This is a genomic window from Streptomyces sp. NPDC087310, from assembly GCF_044744405.1.
In the GTDB taxonomy this organism is placed as follows: Bacteria; Actinomycetota; Actinomycetes; order Streptomycetales; family Streptomycetaceae; genus Streptomyces.
Window position 1 is genome coordinate 532,652 of sequence record NZ_JBIUYF010000002.1, and the last position, 15,663, is coordinate 548,314.

Consider the following 15,663-nt stretch of genomic DNA (forward strand, 5'->3'; position numbering starts at 1 on the left):
CCAAAGTCGCGCGACTCCCGGCTTTCGTCACGCGCCCCGGACTTTCGCCGGTCCCGGCCGCCGTCCTCAGCCGCCCAGTTCCCGGTGGCGGGCGGCGAGGCGGGCCGCGCCGCCTTCCGTGAGGGAGCCGAAGAGGCGGAGCCGCGAGATCCCGCCGTCGGGGTAGATGTCGATCCGTACGTCGGTCGCGAGGGCGGGGGCCGCGAGGACGAAGCGGTGGTTGGTGTCGGGCTGGAGCCGGGTCCTGGGCAGGATCTCCGTCCAGCCGTCCGCGTCCGTACCGGTACCGGTGTCCGTACCCGTACCCGTACCGGTGTCCGTGCCGGCGTCGCGTACGGAGAGGGCGGCCCAGCCCGCCGCGTTCCCCTTGAGGTACGCCGTGTCGATCTCGACCGCCCGGATCTCGCCCTGTCCGGCCAGCCGGTAGCGGATCCAGTCGTTGTCCAGGTCACGGCGGCGCCTGGTCTCCCAGCCGTCGTCCATCTGCCGGGAGCGGCCCGGGCCGATGGTGTTGGCCGGGGGCGAGTAGAAGCGGTCGGAGGCGTCCTCGGCGGTGCCGCCGTTCTCCAGGGCGAGCAGGTCGAACGTACCGAGCGCGGCGAGCCACGCCGGATCGGGCGCGACCTCTCCGTACACCCGCAGCCGGGCGATCCCGCCGTCGGGGTGCTGGTTGACGCGGAGGTGGGTGAAGCGCCGCTCGACGTCGACCGGGAACCCGTTGGCGGCGTGGCCGCCGACGGCGGTACGGGGCACGAGCACCGTCCACGCGACGCCGGGGTCGAGCAGCTCCTCCGGGGACGGGGAGCCGGGCAGCGAGACGGCCTCGACGGAGACGGACTGCGGGTAGTTGCCGCGGAAGTGCGCGGTGTCGACGACGATCCCGCGGATCACCCCGGGCGCGCCGAGCCGGACCAGCGCCCAGTCGTGGTCCTCGGGGGCGGGGTGCGGCCGGCCGGCGGCTCCGCCGCGCCTGCGCCGGGTCTCCCAGCCGTCCATGATCTTGCCCTTGTGGCCGAAGTGCTCCGGGTCGAACACGGCGGGTCCGGGCCTCAGCATGTTCTCGCGCTCGGCGAAGAACTCGTCGTTGGCGGCGAGCACCCCGGCGCCGAGCCGCCGGTCGGCGAGATCGGTGAGGTGCGTGAAGGGGAGGTCCGCGGTGCGGTAGTCGGCGTACGGGTCGCCGCCGCCGTACGGGCGGGCGTCACCGGTGAAGCGGGCTTCGGGCACGGCGGGGGGCGGAGCGTCGGACACGGTCAGTTGTTCCTTTCGAGCAGTCGGCCTGAGGGTTCGGCGAGGACGCCGTCGCGGAGGATCGGGGTGCCGCGCAGCCAGGTCGAGACGACCACGCCGTGCAGGGTCCTGCCCGCGTACGCCGTGACCTGGTTGCGGTGGTGCAGTTCCGCCGGGTCGACGGTGAAGGTCCGGTCCGGCGCGAGGACCGTGAAGTCGGCGTCGCGGCCCGCCTCGATGGCGCCCTTGCGGGACAGTCCCGCGAGGGCGGCGGGGGCCGTCGACATCCAGCGCGCGACGTCCTGAAGGGTGTGGCCGCGCCGGCGGGCCTCGGTCCAGATCGCCGGGAGGCCGAGCTGGAGCGAGGAGATGCCGCCCCACGCGGAGGCGAAGTCGGGGGTCTTGAGGTCGGCGGTGCAGGGCGAGTGGTCGGAGACCACACAGTCGATCGTGCCGTCGGCCAGCCCCTGCCAGAGCGCGTCCTGGTTCGCGGCCTCGCGGATCGGCGGGCAGCACTTGAACTCCGTGGCCCCGTCGGGGACCTCCTCGGCGGTGAGGGTGAGGAAGTGCGGACAGGACTCGACGGTGATCCGGACGCCCTCGCGCCTGGCGGCGGCGATCCGCGGCAGGACGTCCGAGGACGAGAGGTGCAGGACGTGCACCCGGGCGTCGAGCCGCTTCGCCTGGGCGATCAGACGGGTGACGGCCTCGTTCTCGGCGGCGCGCGGGCGGGAGGCGAGGAAGTCGGCGTACGCGGGGCCGCCGCGCGCGGGGGCCGCGGCCAGCTCGTGCGGGTCCTCGGCGTGCGCGATCAGCAGTCCGCCGAAGCCCGCGATCTCGGCGAGGGCGTGGCCCAGCCGCTCCTGGTCCAGCTCGGGGAACTCCTCGACGCCGGACGGCGACAGGAAGCACTTGAAGCCGAAGACCCCCGCGTCGTGGAGCGGGCGCAGGTCCTGGGCGTTGTCCGGTACGGCGCCGCCCCAGAAACCGACGTCGACATGGGCCTTGGCGCGGGCCACGTCCCGCTTGACGCCCAGGTGTGCGACGGTCGTGGTGGGCGGCAGCGAGTTGAGCGGCATGTCGAGCAGCGTGGTGACGCCGCCGGCCGCGGCGGCGCGGGTGGCGGTCCAGAACCCCTCCCACGCGGTGCGGCCCGGGTCGTTCACATGGACGTGGGTGTCGACGAGGCCGGGGAGCACGACGTCGTCCCCGACGTCCTCGACCACGGCCGTCCGGTCCGTGGCGCCGTGCGGGGGCTCCGCCTCGTACGGCAGTACGGCCGAGATCCTGCCGTCGGCGACGGCGATGGTGGCGGGCCGCATCCCCTCGGGGGTGATGACGCGCGTCGACCGCAGCAGCAGGCTCACCTCGGGCACCCGTACTCCTCACTGGCCTCGTGGGGCTGGCCCCACCAGGCGCGATTCAACGAACTGTTGAAGAAGTCTTCACTCCCGACCGGAGCCCGTCAAGGCCACTCGGCCCGCCAATGTTTCCGCAACGTGAAATACTGTTTTCACCAGCCAGAACACCCTACCCAGCCGAGGCGATCGTGCACACCCCGGACAAACACCACCTGACCGGCAGAGACGTCTCATCCCCGGCCCCCTCCCGATCGCCGGGGCCGGTATAGGCTGCTTGCTTGTCCGCCCGCCCCGAAAGGACCGTTGACGTGCCGTCGTCCAGCGCCAACAGCACCGACGCCGCCAGATCCGCCTCCGGCAACGGTGGCGTCCAGTCCCTTGAGCGCGCCTTCGACCTGCTCGAACGGATGGCGGACGCGGGCGGCGAGGTCGGCCTCAGCGAGCTCTCCGCGGCCAGCGGCCTGCCGCTGCCCACCATCCACCGGCTGATGCGGACCCTGGTGGCCTGCGGCTATGTGCGCCAGCAGGCCAACCGGCGGTACGCGCTCGGCCCGCGCCTGATCCGCCTCGGCGAGTCGGCGTCCCGGCTGCTCGGCACGTGGGCCAGGCCCTATCTGGCGCGGCTGGTCGAGGAGACCGGCGAGACCGCGAACATGGCGCTGCTCGACGGCGACGAGATCGTGTACGTCGCGCAGGTGCCGTCCAAGCACTCGATGCGGATGTTCACCGAGGTGGGCCGCCGGGTACTGCCGCACTCCACGGGTGTGGGCAAGGCGCTGCTGTCGCACATCCCGCCGGAGGAGGTACGCGCCCTGCTGGCCCGTACCGGCATGCCGGCCGCCACGGAGAAGACGATCACGACGCCCGACGCCTTCCTGGCGGCGCTGGAGACGGTGCGCCGCGCGGGGTACGCGATCGACGACAACGAGCAGGAGATAGGGGTCCGCTGCCTGGCGGTCCCGGTGCCCGACTCCCCCACCGCCGCCGCCATCTCGATCTCGGGGCCCGCGGGCCGGGTGACGGAGGAGGCCACGGACCGGATCGTGCCCGTACTGCTGGAGGTCGCGCGCGACCTGTCGGCGGCGCTGGCGAACACGGCGGCGCAGCAGGCGCAGGGCTGACAGCGGGGCACGACCGTGTGGTCGCGGGGCCGGCGGGACCGGCCCCCTGGCCGGTCAGCGGGGGTGCGGCAGGTCCCCGAAGAGGTCGACGGCGCTCCGTACGCCCATCAGCGCCGGGCCGAGGGCGCTGACCGAGCCGATCGAGCCGACGATCAGCAGCAGGGAGCGGCGCATCCGGGCGTTCTCGGGGGCGCCGCTCGCCACCATCGCGGCGAGCGCGGCCAGTTCGTCCTCGGCTATCGCGCGGTCCCTGAACTCCGACGGGTAGACCGCCAGTTCGCGCCGGAGTCGGGACACGGCGGCGCGCAGCCCCGTGATCCTCGGGTCCTCGCCCTTCTCCGCCACCGGCGACTTCCCCACACTCCGCAACAAAGCTCCCCCTATGCTTTTCCGCCCTGCGCCCCACGGCATTTCTCCGTGCCGGGCGCGACTTCGTACTGGTAGGACCATTCCCCTTCGGCGGTGGTCAATCGCCTGGGTTCGCGGGCAAGTTAACGCCATCGCGCAGGGTAGGCGCCACTCCACGGACCGAATACGGCGGGAAGACGGCCGGAATGCGAAAGGAATTCCTGGTGATCACCGGCGCACGCGGAACATTCACCGCGCGGAGGGGCGCGACAGGGCGCGCGGGGGCGCGGTGCGGTAAGCAGGGTTCATGTCAGACACCTACGGCGCGGACGCGCCCATGACGGAGGCGTACGAGGTCACGGAACCGGTCGCCGGGCTGCTGCTCGCCGCGGGCGGTGGCCGCCGGCTGGGCGGACGGCCGAAGGCGCTGCTGGAACACCGGGGCCGCCGGCTGGTGGAGCACGCGGCGCGCGCCCTGCGCGAAGGGGGGTGCGCGCCGGTGCACGTGGTGCTGGGGGCGTCCGCGCCGGAGGTACGGGAGCGGGCGGTGCTGCCGGGTGCCGTCCTGGTCGACAACCCCGGGTGGGCGGACGGGATGGGGTCCTCGCTGCGGGCGGGGCTGGCCTCGCTGGCGGGCACGGACGCGCGGGCGGTCCTGGTGCTGCTGGTGGACCAGCCGGGGATCGGCGCGGCGGCGGTGGCCCGGGTGGTGGCCGCGTGCCGGGGCCCGGAGGCGCTGGTGTCGGCGGCGTACGACGGCAGGCGCGGCCATCCCGTGGCGTTCGGCGCGGACCGCTGGGCGGAGATCGCGGCGGATGCGAGGGGCGACCGCGGGGCACGTGCCTATCTGAAAGCGCGCGAACGCGAGATCGTTCTGGTCGAATGCGGGGATGTCGCCCGGCCGTACGACATCGACACGGAGGAGGATCTGGCCCATCTTGAGCAGGCGTCACCCCGGAGAGCCGCGAGCTCGGCGGAGTGAGGACACCCACAACGGAGTGAGGACATCAACAAAGCATTGAAGTTCCACCATGAGGAAACTATTATCCACAGGTCAGAAGCGCCCGACACCTCGAACGGTGCGCTCGATACGCCGGCCGCCACGGCGCCCTCGCCGCCCGCGCCGCTCGTGAAGGAGTGACAGCTCATGTCCGCACCAGCGCCCTCCCCGCTGGCCATCGTCGACGCCGAACCCCTGCCCCGTCAGGACGAGGTACTGACCGATGCGGCCCTCGCGTTCGTGGCGGAGCTGCACCGTCGGTTCACGCCCCGCCGTGACGAGCTGCTCGCCCGCCGCGTCGAGCGCCGCGCCGAGATCGCCCGTACCTCCAGCCTGGACTTCCTGCCGGAGACCGCGTCCGTGCGCGAGGACGACGCGTGGCGGGTCGCGCCGACGCCCGCGGCGCTCGACGACCGCCGGGTGGAGATCACCGGACCGACCGACCGCAAGATGACGATCAACGCGCTGAACTCCGGCGCGCGGGTCTGGCTCGCGGACTTCGAGGACGCCTCCGCGCCCACCTGGGAGAACGTGGTCCTCGGTCAGCTCAACCTGATGGACGCCTACCGGCGCCGCATCGACTTCACCGACCCGCGCACGGGCAAGTCGTACGCCCTCAAGGACGCGGCGGACCTCGCGACGGTCGTGATGCGCCCGCGCGGCTGGCATCTCGCGGAGCGCCATCTCGTGCTGGACGGCGAGCCGGTGCCGGGCGCGCTGGTCGACTTCGGGCTGTACTTCTTCCACAACGCCCAGCGGCTGATCGAGCTGGGCAAGGGCCCGTACTTCTACCTGCCGAAGACGGAGTCGCACCTGGAGGCGCGCCTCTGGAACGACGTCTTCGTCTTCGCCCAGGACTATGTGGGCGTCCCGCAGGGCACCGTCCGGGCGACGGTGCTGATCGAGACGATCACCGCGGCGTACGAGATGGAGGAGATCCTCTACGAGCTGCGCGACCACGCCTCCGGGCTCAACGCGGGCCGCTGGGACTATCTCTTCTCGATCGTGAAGAACTTCCGTGACGGCGGCGCCAAGTTCGTCCTGCCGGACCGCAACGCGGTCACGATGACGGCGCCGTTCATGCGCGCCTACACCGAACTCCTCGTCCGCACCTGCCACAAGCGCGGCGCGCACGCCATCGGCGGCATGGCGGCCTTCATCCCGTCCCGGCACGACGCCGACGTCAACAAGGTCGCGTTCGAGAAGGTCAGGGCCGACAAGGACCGCGAGGCGGCCGACGGCTTCGACGGCTCGTGGGTCGCCCACCCGGACCTGGTGCCGATCGCCATGGCCTCCTTCGACGCGGTCCTGGGCGACCGCCCGAACCAGAAGGACCGTCTCCGCGAGGATGTCTCCGTCGCCGCGGGCGATCTGATCGCCGTCGACTCGCTGGACGCCCGCCCCACGTACGAGGGCCTGCGCAACGCCGTCCAGGTCGGCATCCGCTACATCGAGGCGTGGCTGCGCGGCATGGGTGCGGTCGCGATCTTCAACCTGATGGAGGACGCGGCCACGGCGGAGATCTCCCGCTCGCAGATCTGGCAGTGGATCAACGCGGGCGTCGAGTTCGACCACGAGGGCGAGACGCTCCGCGTCACCCCGGAGCTGGCCCGCACACTCGCCGCCGACGAGCTGACCGCGATCCGCGCCGAGATCGGCGAGGAGTCCTTCGCCGCGGGCCGCTGGCAGCAGGCCCACGACCTGCTGCTGACGGTCGCGCTGGACGACGACTACGCGGACTTCCTCACGCTCCCGGCGTACGAGCAGCTCCGCGGCTGATACGAGCTCCGCGGCTGACCGGACGCACAGCGTGGCGTTCGATGAGTTCGGGCGGTTCCGGCGGTCTACTTCGGTATGGACACAGACAAGAAGCCGGAGCCGCTCGATCTCGGTCCCGTGTGCCAGGAGACGGCCCGGGTGGTGGGCGGTGTCGCGGAGCAGCACCTGTCCGGGGTCACGCCCTGCCCCGCGTACACGGTACGGGAGGTGCTCGCGCACCTCATGGGCCTGACCGTCGGGTTCCGGGACGCCGCGCGCAAGGAGCTGGGGCCGACGACCGACACGGCGCCCGGGAGCGCCCCGCTCGTGCTGGACGAGGGCTGGCGGGAGACGCTGCCCCGGCGCCTCGACGAGCTGGCCGCCGCGTGGCGGTCGCCCGCGGCGTGGGACGGGCGGACCCGGATCGGCGGCGTCGATCTGCCGGGAGCCGTGACCGGGCTGGTGGCCCTCAACGAGGTGCTGATCCACGGCTGGGACCTGGCGCGGTCCACCGGACAGCCGTACGCCCCCGCCGAGGCGGGGCTCCGGGCGTCGTACGGGATGCTGTCGCAGGCCGGTCCCGGGGCGTCCGACGTGTTCGGCCCGCCGGTGCCGACGGCCGGGGACGCCCCGCTGCTCGACCGGGTGATCGGCCTCAGCGGCCGGCGCCCCGACTGGCGGCCGGGGGTCTGACCGGCGGGCCGGAGGTCCGACAACGCCCCGTACAGCAGGGTGCGTACCCCGTCCACCGCCCCTACCGGATCATCCGGGACCCTCCCGTAATCTCGGTGGCAGGCCGGTGCGCGCAGGGCACACCAGGGGGAAAGGTCCGTTCACGTGATCCACGCGCTCCGCCGCACGCTGCTTGCTCTCCTGGTGCCGGTGCTGGCCGTCTGTGTCGCGTGCGCCCCCGCCGAAGGGGCCTCGGTCGATCTGGACGATCCCGCGAAGAAGGAGATCGCCATGCGGCTGGTCTCCAGCGCGGAGAACTCCTCCCTCGACTGGAAGGACCAGTACGACTACATCGAGGACATCGACGACGGCCGGGGGTACACCGCCGGTCTGGTCGGGTTCTGCAGCGGCTGCGGGGATCTGCTGCGGGTCGTCGAGCGCTACACGCGGGCGCGGCCGGACAACGGGCTGGCGCGTTTCCTGCCCGCGCTCCGTGCGGTGAAGGGCGGCGACTCCCATGACGGGCTCGGCACCGCGTTCACCACCGCGTGGCGGAAGGCGGCCGAGGACCCCCGGATGCGGACGGCCCAGGACGAGGAGCGCGACCGGATCTACTTCGACCCGGCCGTGGCGCGGGCGAAGGCGGACGGGCTGGGGGCGCTGGGGCAGTTCGTCTACTACGACGCGTATGTGATGCACGGTTACGCCGACGCGAAGGACACGGTCGGTTTCCGTACGATCCGCGCGAAGGCGCTCGCGAAGGCCGACGCCCCGGCGCGCGGGGGCGACGAGACGGCGTATCTCGACGCGTTCCTGGACGCGCGGGTCACCGCGATGCGCGGCGAGCGGGGCCACAGCGACACCAGCAGGATCGACACGGCCCAGCGCGTCTTCCTGGACGACGGCAACCTCGCTCTGCGTACCCCGCTGGCCTGGAAGGTGTACGGGGACTCCTACCGCATCGACGGCTAGGCCCTGTCCGACACATAGCGCCGAACACGGCGCCGGCGGCCGGGGTGTCCGGCCGAGGGCCGTCCCCCTCGGCCGGACGTTCCGGTGGGATCAGCCGTCCGCGGCGATCCGTGCGAGGCGGCGGGCCTCGCCCCTCGTGGCGCGGGCGAGTTCGTCCTCGTCCACGGTGGTGAGGCGGCTGTCCTCCACGACGGCCTTGCCGTCGACCAGGGAGAGGGTGACGGGGGCTGCTGCCCCGAGGACCAGCGCGGTCACCGGGTCGGCGATGGAGGCGTGGGCCAGCGTGTCCATCTTCCACAGGACGAGGTCGGCGAGCTTGCCCGCCTCGATCGAGCCGATCTGTTCGGCGCGGCCGAGCACCTGGGCGCCGCCGTACGTACCGAGACGCAGCGCCTGACGGGCCGTCATGGCCCGCTTCCCGTGGGCGCCGAGGCGGTTGACGAGCAGCGCGTTGCGCAGCTCGGTGTGGAGCTCGCCCGACTCGTTGGAGGCGGTGCCGTCGACCCCGAGGCCGACCGGGACACCGGCGGCGAGCAGATCGGGGACGCGCGCGATCCCGGCCGCCAGACGGGCGTTGGAGGACGGGCAGTGGGCGACCCCGGTGCCCGTGCGGGCGAAGGCCGCGATGTCGGAGTCGTTCATGTGGACGCAGTGGGCCATCCACACGTCGGGGCCGAGCCAGCCGGTCGACTCGAAGTAGTCCGTCGGCCCCATGCCGAACAGCTCCTCGCAGAACCGCTCCTCCTCGACCGTCTCGCTGCCGTGGGTGTGCAGCCGTACCCCCTTGCGGCGCGCCAACTCCGCGCCCTGCCGGAGCAGTTCGGTGGAGACGGAGAAGGGCGAACAGGGCGCGACGGCGATCTGGGTCATCGCGTCGAAGGACGCGTCGTGGTGGGCGTCGATGGTCTCCTCGGTCGCGGCGAGCGCGCCGTCCAGGGACTCGACCGCGAAGTCCGGGGGCAGCCCGCCGTCCGACGCGCCGCGGTCCATCGAGCCGCGGGCGAGTGTGAACCGTATGCCCGTGCGCGCCGCGGCGCCGATGATCGCGCCGGACAGGTCGCCGGAGCCGCGCGGAAAGACGTAGTGGTGGTCCATCGCGGTGGTGACACCGCCGCGGGCCATCATCGCGAGGGAGCCGCCCGCCGCCGCGCGGACCATCGGCTCGTCGATGCGCGCCCAGGTCGGGTAGAGGGCGACCAGCCACTCGAAGAGGTTGTGGTCGGTGGCGAGGCCCCGGGTGATCCACTGGTAGAAGTGGTGGTGGGTGTTGATCAGCCCGGGGGTGAGGAGATGGCCGGTGCCGTCGACCCGGCGGACGACGCCCTCCAGCCGCGCGGGGGCGGGGCCCGCGCCGACGGACTCGATCCGGTTGTCCGCGACGACGACATGGCCCGAGGCGTACTCGGTGTCGTGGGCGTCCACGGTCGCGATGGCGCAGTTCTCGATGACAATGCGTGACGTCGCCACGGCGGTTCCTCTCACGGACTCACGGACTCACGGACTCACGGGCTGACGGACTCACGGGCCGGCGGACCGGGAGCGGGCGTACGCGCGGGCTCACAGGTGGGTCAGCTCCGCCGGTATGCCCGGCTCCGCCCCGTCCCGCAGGACGGTGGCCTCGATCAGGCCGTACGGCCGGTCGGCCGCGAGGTAGACCGCTCCGTCACCGGTGTCGTTGGTCAGCCCGAAGGGTGACAGATCGGCCAGGAAGTGGTGCTTGTTCGGCAGCGAGAAGCGGATCTCTTCGATCTCGGCACGGTGGTCGATGACCCGCGCACCCATCTGGTACAGGGTCTGCTGGAGGGAGAGGGAGTACGTCTCGGCGAAGGCCCGCAGGATGTGCTCCTTCGTCCGCGCGTACGAGGTGTCCCACTCCGGCGCGGACTCCTCGCCGCCCGTCCAGCCGTAGCGCCACCGCGCGGAGACGTCGGTGGCGAGGATCCGGTCGTACGACTCCTTGAGGGTCGTGTACTTGTCCTTGGCGTACCCCCAGAACTCGGAGTGGGTCGAGTTCAGTACGGTCAGGTCCTTGAGGCCCGAGACGACCTGCCAGCTCTCGCCGTCGAAGGTGATCCGGGCGACGCGGGTCTCCTGGCCCCTGCGGACGAACGAGTGCCGGGGCTCGTCTCCCGCGTCCGCGTCCGGGCCGGGGTCCGCCGCCGCGATGCGCTCCCAGGCGTACTCCTCGATCCGGATGCACGCCCGGTGGATCGACTCCTGGCTGGTCACGAAGTGCCGGGCGAGATGGATGCCGAACTGCTCGGCCGACTCGATGCCGTACTCCTTGGCGAACGCGTACACCGTGTTCTTGGTGGTGTCGGTCGGCAGCACATGGGCGTTGGAGCCGGAGTAGTGGACGTCGTCCATGTCGCCTTCGAGCGCGACGGAGACGTTCAGGTCCTTGATGTGGTGGGTGGCGCCGTCCCGGGTGATCCGGACGACGCGGTTCTCCGCCTTGCCGTACTGGTTCTGGCCGAGCATCGCCGGACGGCCCGCGGGGGCCGGGTCGGCAGGGGTGGAGAGGTCGGTCATGACGTACTAGCTCCCTCGGTAGACGGAGTAGCCGAACGGACTGAGCAGCAGCGGTACGTGATAGTGCTCGCCCGGGGTGACGGTGAACGTGATCGCCACCTCCGGGAAGAACGGCGCACCGCCGTCCCGGAGCGCGGGGGCGTCCTGCTGTGCCTCGGCCGTCTTCCTGCGGTCGAGATACGGTCCGGTCACGAAGGTGAGCCGTACCTGGGTGGTGTCCGGCGCCAGTGCCGGAAGGTCCTTGCAGCGGCCGTCGGGGTCCGTCACCGAGCCGCCGAGCGCGACCCACGCACCGTCGGCGCCGGCGTCGGGGCCGCCGTCGGCGCGGGCCGCGAGGGTGACGGCGACTCCGGCGGCGGGGCGCCCTGCGCCGGTGTCCAGGATGTGGGTGGAGACCGAGGCGGGGGCGGGCCCCTCCGCCATCGGCCGGGAGTCCATCAGCCGGGAGAGCCTGATGCGGTTGATCCTGCCGAGTTCGGCACGGGCGATCTCCCGTTCCCGCTCCGGTGTGTGGCCGAGCCGGGTCCTCAGCGCGTCCCGCATCTCCTCGGCGGTGGCGCCGGTGGCGCAGATCAGGAAGACATGGCCGAACCGCTCCTGGTAGGCCAGGTTCAGCTCCGTCATCTCGGCCCTGAGCGGCGCGGAGGCCCCGGCCATGCCGCGCTGTTCCCGGGCCGAGACGGGGTCGCCAGGATCCGGGCGGCCGATCTGCGGATGTCCGGCCAGGGCCGCGGTCAGCTCCGCGTCGGCGAGTTCCGCCGTCACGGTGTCGCCCGCGGCGAGCAGTTCGTCCTCGGTGGCGTACGGGCGGCGGGCGAGCAGCGCCTCGCCCCACGCCGTGCTGGCGCACACCTCGCGCAGCGCGGCCAGGGCCACGCCGTCGGGAGAGGCGTTGAACCGGGTGAGGCCCGGGGCGGGGGGTGGTGTCGACGTCACGGGGAGCCTCCGTGGCAGAGCGCGGTGCTGGGCGGGCTGCGCCCAGCTAACGCGGTCCACGGCAGAACGTCAACACTTTGTTGAAATATCGCGTGGCGGCGCGTCCGGCGCCGGCTGTCGCACCCCGCGCCGCCCGAAGCCCGCCCTAAGCCCGCCCTAAGCCCGCGCGAAGCCCGCCACCCGAAGCGCGCCGCAACGATTGACGTGGACACGGTCGCGCTCTACCTTCTGACCGATTTTCCGAACCTCGTTCGAGATACCGGCCAATCATCCCGCCTGGAGACCACGATGAGCGCACGCCCCCGCCCGTCCCGCCGCCTCTTCCTCGGCATGGCCGCCACCACCCCACTGGCCCTGACCGGCGCGCTGACCCTCGGCGCGGGAACCGCCCACGCCGCCGACTCGGCGTACGTGATGTGCTACTTCACCGAGTCCCCGGGCGGTGACGGCACCGACTACGGCCTCCATCTCGCCGTCAGCACGGACTCGCTCAACTGGATCCCGCTGAACCAGAACAACCCCGTGGTCACGCCCACCGCGGGCGCGCTCGGCCTGCGCGACCCGTTCATCCTGCGCAAGCGGGACGGCACCTTCGTCGTCCTCGCCACCGACCTCAAGGGCACCGACTGGAGCTATGTCAGCCAGTACGTGCACGTGTGGAACTCCACCGATCTGCGCACCTTCACCGGTTACCACCGGCTCAGGCTGCACGACATGAACACCCACTCCTGGGCGCCGGAGGCGTTCTGGGACGCCGGACGCGGCCAGTACGCGCTCATCTACTCCGCCGTCAACGGCAGCGGCCACAACGTGATCATGGTGAACCACACGAGTGACTTCCTGACCGCCTCCGCCCCGCAGGTCTTCTTCGACCCGGGGTACGACGTGATCGACGGGAACATGGCCGTCGGCGTGGGCGGCGTCAACTACCTCTACTTCAAGAAGAACCAGACGCTGGTGGGGGCGAGGTCCACCTCGCTCGACCCGGGCAGCTTCACCGAGTTCGGCACGGGCGTCGCCCAGGGCGGCACCGAGGCGCCGACCGTCGTCAAGTCCCTGACGTCGAACACCTGGTACCTCTGGGGGGACACGTACACCCCCAACGGCGTCTTCTACGCCTGGCAGTCCACCAACCTGTCGGCCGGCACCTGGACCGCGCTCGACCAGAGGAGCTACACGCAGCCGCTCAACTCCAAGCACTGCGGCATCGCGACGATCACGACGGCCGAGTACGACAACCTGCTGGCACGGTGGGGCGCCCCGGCCTGGAACCGGCTCAAGTCCTACAACTTTCCGGCCCGTTACCTCCGCCACGCCAACAACGTGGGCCGTATCGACCCGTACCCCTTCGACCCGTACGCCGACTCGCAGTGGAGGCTGGTCCCGGGTCTCGCCGACAGCGCCGGGGTCTCCTTCCAGTCGGTCAACTACCCGACCCGCTACCTGCGGCACTACAACTACCAGCTCCAACTGGACGCCGTAGACGGCACGTCGACGTTCGCGGCGGACGCGACCTTCTACCGTACGGCGGGCCTCGCGGACGCCGGCTGGTCGTCGTTCCGCTCGTACAACAACCCCACCCGCTACCTCCGCCACGCGAACTACGTCCTGCGCATCGACCCGGTCGCCACCGCCACCGAGCGACAGGACGCGACCTTCCGCGTCGGCCACTGACTCCAGGCGCCGGACCGCCCGGGGGCACCGGCGGAGGCGCGTGGCGTCAGCCGTCCCGCTCCCGCTCCGGTCGCCGGTCTCCCCGGCGCGCCTTGGCCCGCTGCTCGTCGGCGTAATTGAGGTAGTTGTAGACGGTGAAGCGGCTGACGCCGAGCGCGGTCGCCACCGTCTCCACACCGTGCCGTACCGCGAAGGCGCCGCGCGCCTCCAGGGTCCGTACGACGGACTGCTTGGCCTTGCGGTCCAGCTCCGCGAGCGGCCTGCCGTGGGCGCGCTCCAGCGCCGCCAGGATGTGGTCCAGGGATTCCGAGAGCTGCGGCAGCCGTACGGCCAGCAGGTCGGCGCCCTCCCAGGCGAGGACGACATCGTCCGGCCGGGCCTCCTCGGGCGTCAGAAGCTGTCCGCCCATGGCGTCGACCAGCGGTTTGACCGCCGCGACGAAGGGATGGTCGGGCAGCTCGCTCACCGGTCGCCCTCCGCGGCGGTCCCGGGCTCGCTCCCGATCACGTTGACCTGGAGCGAGACCCGGGTCGCACCGGCTGCCAGCGACTCGCGCAGGAGGGTGTCCACCGCCGCCAGTACGGTGTCGGCGCCGCCCTCCACGGTGTTGCCGAACGGTCCGACGTCGACCGCGTCGAGCTGCGCCCCCTGGACGACCTCGCGGGCCACCACCGCGTGGGCGGGCGCCTCGTCGAGGTCGAAGGGTTCGGTCGTGAACTCCACTCTCAAGCGCACTGTGCCTCCACCGCCGGAAAGCCTGGAGGGTCACTGCGGCCGTTCGGGTGCCCCAGGCACTGGCACACGACCTTAGTCGTTACGCGCTCTTCACGGCACCGGACGCGGAAATGGTGATCTTCGCCGCGGTCGAGCCGGCGCGGGAGCCCAGGGACTCGATCTTCTTGACCAGGTCCTGGCCCTCGACGACCTCACCGAAGACGACGTGCTTGCCGTCCAGCCACGAGGTCACCACGGTGGTGATGAAGAACTGCGAGCCGTTGGAGTTCGGGCCCGCGTTCGCCATGGAGAGCAGGAACGGCCGGTCGTGCTTGAGCTGGAAGTTCTCGTCGTCGAACTTGTTCCCGTAGATGCTCTTGCCGCCGGTGCCGTTGCCGGCGGTGAAGTCGCCGCCCTGGAGCATGAAGTCCGGGATGACCCGGTGGAAGCTCGAACCGGCGTAGCCGAAGCCCTGCTCGCCGGTGGCGAGCTCGCGGAAGTTCTGGGCGGTCTTCGGGACGACGTCGTCGAAGAGGCGGAAGGTGATCCGGCCGGCCGGCTCGTCGTTGATCGTGATGTCGAAGAATACGTTGTCAGTAGTCATGGGGGACATTCTGTCAGGAGGCTCCGCGCGCGGCCCGACGGGCTCCGACCAGGCACGGAGCGGAAACGCGCACGAACGGGCGGCTTCAGTACGCGACCGGCTCCGCGGGGACGCGCAGGCTCTCCGCCGCCTCGGAGACCCGCCGGAGCAGATCGAAGAAGACGGCCTGCTCGGCGGGTGAGAGGGGGCCGAGGAAGACCTGGTTCATCCGGGCCGCGCGGAGCGCCAGCTTCCGGTGGGTCCGCTCCCCCTCCTCGGTGGGGCGCAGCATGAAGCGGCGGCCGTCCCGCGGGTCACGCACCTTGTCGACCAGGCCGCGGCGGCTCAGCCGGGTGACCACCTCGGCGATGGTGGAGCGGTCCAGGCCGACCCGTTCACCGGCGGTGCGCTGGTCGAGGCCCGGTTCGGCGACGAGGGCGTTGAGCACGGCGAACTGCGGCGAGGTGGTCTCCTCGGAGACCATCGTGTTCCACAGCAGGTAGTGCGCCTGCTGGAGACGGCGGGCGAGATGCCCGGGGTGCGTGGTCAGATCCACCGCGGCCATATGCGCTCCTCGGGCTGCGCGGCACCGGGTACTCCCGGTGCGATTTCGTTGGTGCACTGAACGATACGCGCCCCGATGACGCTCCGTCGCCGCTCTTGACGGATGTGGGGGCGGATGGCAGCTTGTGTCGGACCTCGAAGAGATAGTCAGTGCCCTGAGTATTCGAGGGGTGCGGGGCGCCGGACGAGAGGGGATTC

At 71.7% G+C, this 15,663-nt stretch carries 16 protein-coding genes; 6 read left to right on the forward strand and 10 right to left on the reverse strand.

All coding sequences use genetic code 11. From position 1 onward, the window contains the following. Positions 1-66: 66 nt before the first annotated feature. The gene (alc, locus tag ACIO3P_RS08125; RefSeq protein WP_401848842.1) at positions 67-1,257 is read right to left on the reverse strand and encodes an allantoicase; all 1,191 of its coding nucleotides are present in this window, start codon (positions 1,255-1,257) and stop codon (positions 67-69) included. Beyond that, complete coding sequence (gene allB / locus ACIO3P_RS08130; protein ID WP_401848840.1) at positions 1,254-2,552, reverse strand: allantoinase AllB; 1,299 nt, start codon at positions 2,550-2,552, stop codon at positions 1,254-1,256. Before allB ends, alc begins: the two co-directional genes overlap by 4 nt. Before the next feature lie 347 nt (positions 2,553-2,899). Between allB and ACIO3P_RS08135 the strand changes: the two genes are divergently transcribed. Continuing rightward, on the forward strand, positions 2,900-3,712 hold the full coding sequence (locus tag ACIO3P_RS08135) for an IclR family transcriptional regulator (protein WP_329828029.1): 813 nt from the start codon (positions 2,900-2,902) through the stop codon (positions 3,710-3,712). A gap of 54 nt (positions 3,713-3,766) precedes the next feature. On the opposite strand, the gene ACIO3P_RS08140 is transcribed toward ACIO3P_RS08135, so the two are convergent. Then, entirely contained in the window at positions 3,767-4,084 is a 318-nt protein-coding gene (locus ACIO3P_RS08140) for a DUF5955 family protein (RefSeq protein ID WP_329828030.1), read from the reverse strand. A gap of 283 nt (positions 4,085-4,367) precedes the next feature. Between ACIO3P_RS08140 and ACIO3P_RS08145 the strand changes: the two genes are divergently transcribed. From ACIO3P_RS08145 to ACIO3P_RS08160, 4 genes are all read left to right on the forward strand, one after another. Then, positions 4,368-5,042, forward strand: a complete 675-nt coding sequence (locus ACIO3P_RS08145; RefSeq protein WP_401848500.1) for an NTP transferase domain-containing protein — start codon at positions 4,368-4,370, stop codon at positions 5,040-5,042. 165 nt (positions 5,043-5,207) lie between these two features. Next, complete coding sequence (aceB, locus tag ACIO3P_RS08150; protein WP_329828032.1) at positions 5,208-6,839, forward strand: malate synthase A; 1,632 nt, start codon at positions 5,208-5,210, stop codon at positions 6,837-6,839. A 75-nt stretch (positions 6,840-6,914) separates the two neighbouring features. Then, the gene (locus ACIO3P_RS08155) at positions 6,915-7,511 is read left to right on the forward strand and encodes a TIGR03086 family metal-binding protein (RefSeq protein ID WP_329828033.1); all 597 of its coding nucleotides are present in this window, start codon (positions 6,915-6,917) and stop codon (positions 7,509-7,511) included. A 144-nt stretch (positions 7,512-7,655) separates the two neighbouring features. After that, positions 7,656-8,462, forward strand: a complete 807-nt coding sequence (locus ACIO3P_RS08160) for a chitosanase (protein ID WP_401848499.1) — start codon at positions 7,656-7,658, stop codon at positions 8,460-8,462. Positions 8,463-8,552: 90 nt separating this feature from the next. Here ACIO3P_RS08160 and ACIO3P_RS08165 read toward each other — a convergent pair whose 3' ends face one another. From ACIO3P_RS08165 to uraD, 3 genes are all read right to left on the reverse strand, one after another. Next, positions 8,553-9,929 carry an 8-oxoguanine deaminase gene (locus ACIO3P_RS08165; protein WP_329828035.1) on the reverse strand — a complete coding sequence of 459 codons (1,377 nt, stop codon included), beginning with the start codon at positions 9,927-9,929 and terminating at the stop codon, positions 8,553-8,555. 90 nt (positions 9,930-10,019) lie between these two features. After that, entirely contained in the window at positions 10,020-10,994 is a 975-nt protein-coding gene (gene pucL, locus ACIO3P_RS08170; RefSeq protein ID WP_329828036.1) for a factor-independent urate hydroxylase, read from the reverse strand. A 6-nt stretch (positions 10,995-11,000) separates the two neighbouring features. Further along, on the reverse strand, positions 11,001-11,930 hold the full coding sequence (uraD, locus tag ACIO3P_RS08175) for a 2-oxo-4-hydroxy-4-carboxy-5-ureidoimidazoline decarboxylase (protein ID WP_401848498.1): 930 nt from the start codon (positions 11,928-11,930) through the stop codon (positions 11,001-11,003). A gap of 288 nt (positions 11,931-12,218) precedes the next feature. Here uraD and ACIO3P_RS08180 point away from each other — a divergent pair, with 288 nt between their 5' ends. After that, the gene (locus ACIO3P_RS08180; protein WP_401848497.1) at positions 12,219-13,604 is read left to right on the forward strand and encodes a glycoside hydrolase family 43 protein; all 1,386 of its coding nucleotides are present in this window, start codon (positions 12,219-12,221) and stop codon (positions 13,602-13,604) included. 46 nt (positions 13,605-13,650) lie between these two features. Here ACIO3P_RS08180 and ACIO3P_RS08185 read toward each other — a convergent pair whose 3' ends face one another. The 4 genes from ACIO3P_RS08185 to ACIO3P_RS08200 form a co-directional block, all read right to left on the reverse strand. Next, complete coding sequence (locus ACIO3P_RS08185) at positions 13,651-14,013, reverse strand: helix-turn-helix domain-containing protein (RefSeq protein WP_401787516.1); 363 nt, start codon at positions 14,011-14,013, stop codon at positions 13,651-13,653. 53 nt (positions 14,014-14,066) lie between these two features. Next, positions 14,067-14,339, reverse strand: coding sequence for a thiamine-binding protein (locus ACIO3P_RS08190; RefSeq protein ID WP_329828039.1), 273 nt, complete (start codon positions 14,337-14,339; stop codon positions 14,067-14,069). Between the two features lie 79 nt (positions 14,340-14,418). Beyond that, entirely contained in the window at positions 14,419-14,922 is a 504-nt protein-coding gene (locus ACIO3P_RS08195; RefSeq protein ID WP_329828040.1) for a peptidylprolyl isomerase, read from the reverse strand. Between the two features lie 85 nt (positions 14,923-15,007). Further along, a complete protein-coding gene (locus ACIO3P_RS08200) occupies positions 15,008-15,466 on the reverse strand; it encodes a MarR family transcriptional regulator (protein ID WP_329828041.1) in 459 nt (152 codons plus the stop codon). Positions 15,467-15,663: the final 197 nt, after the last annotated feature.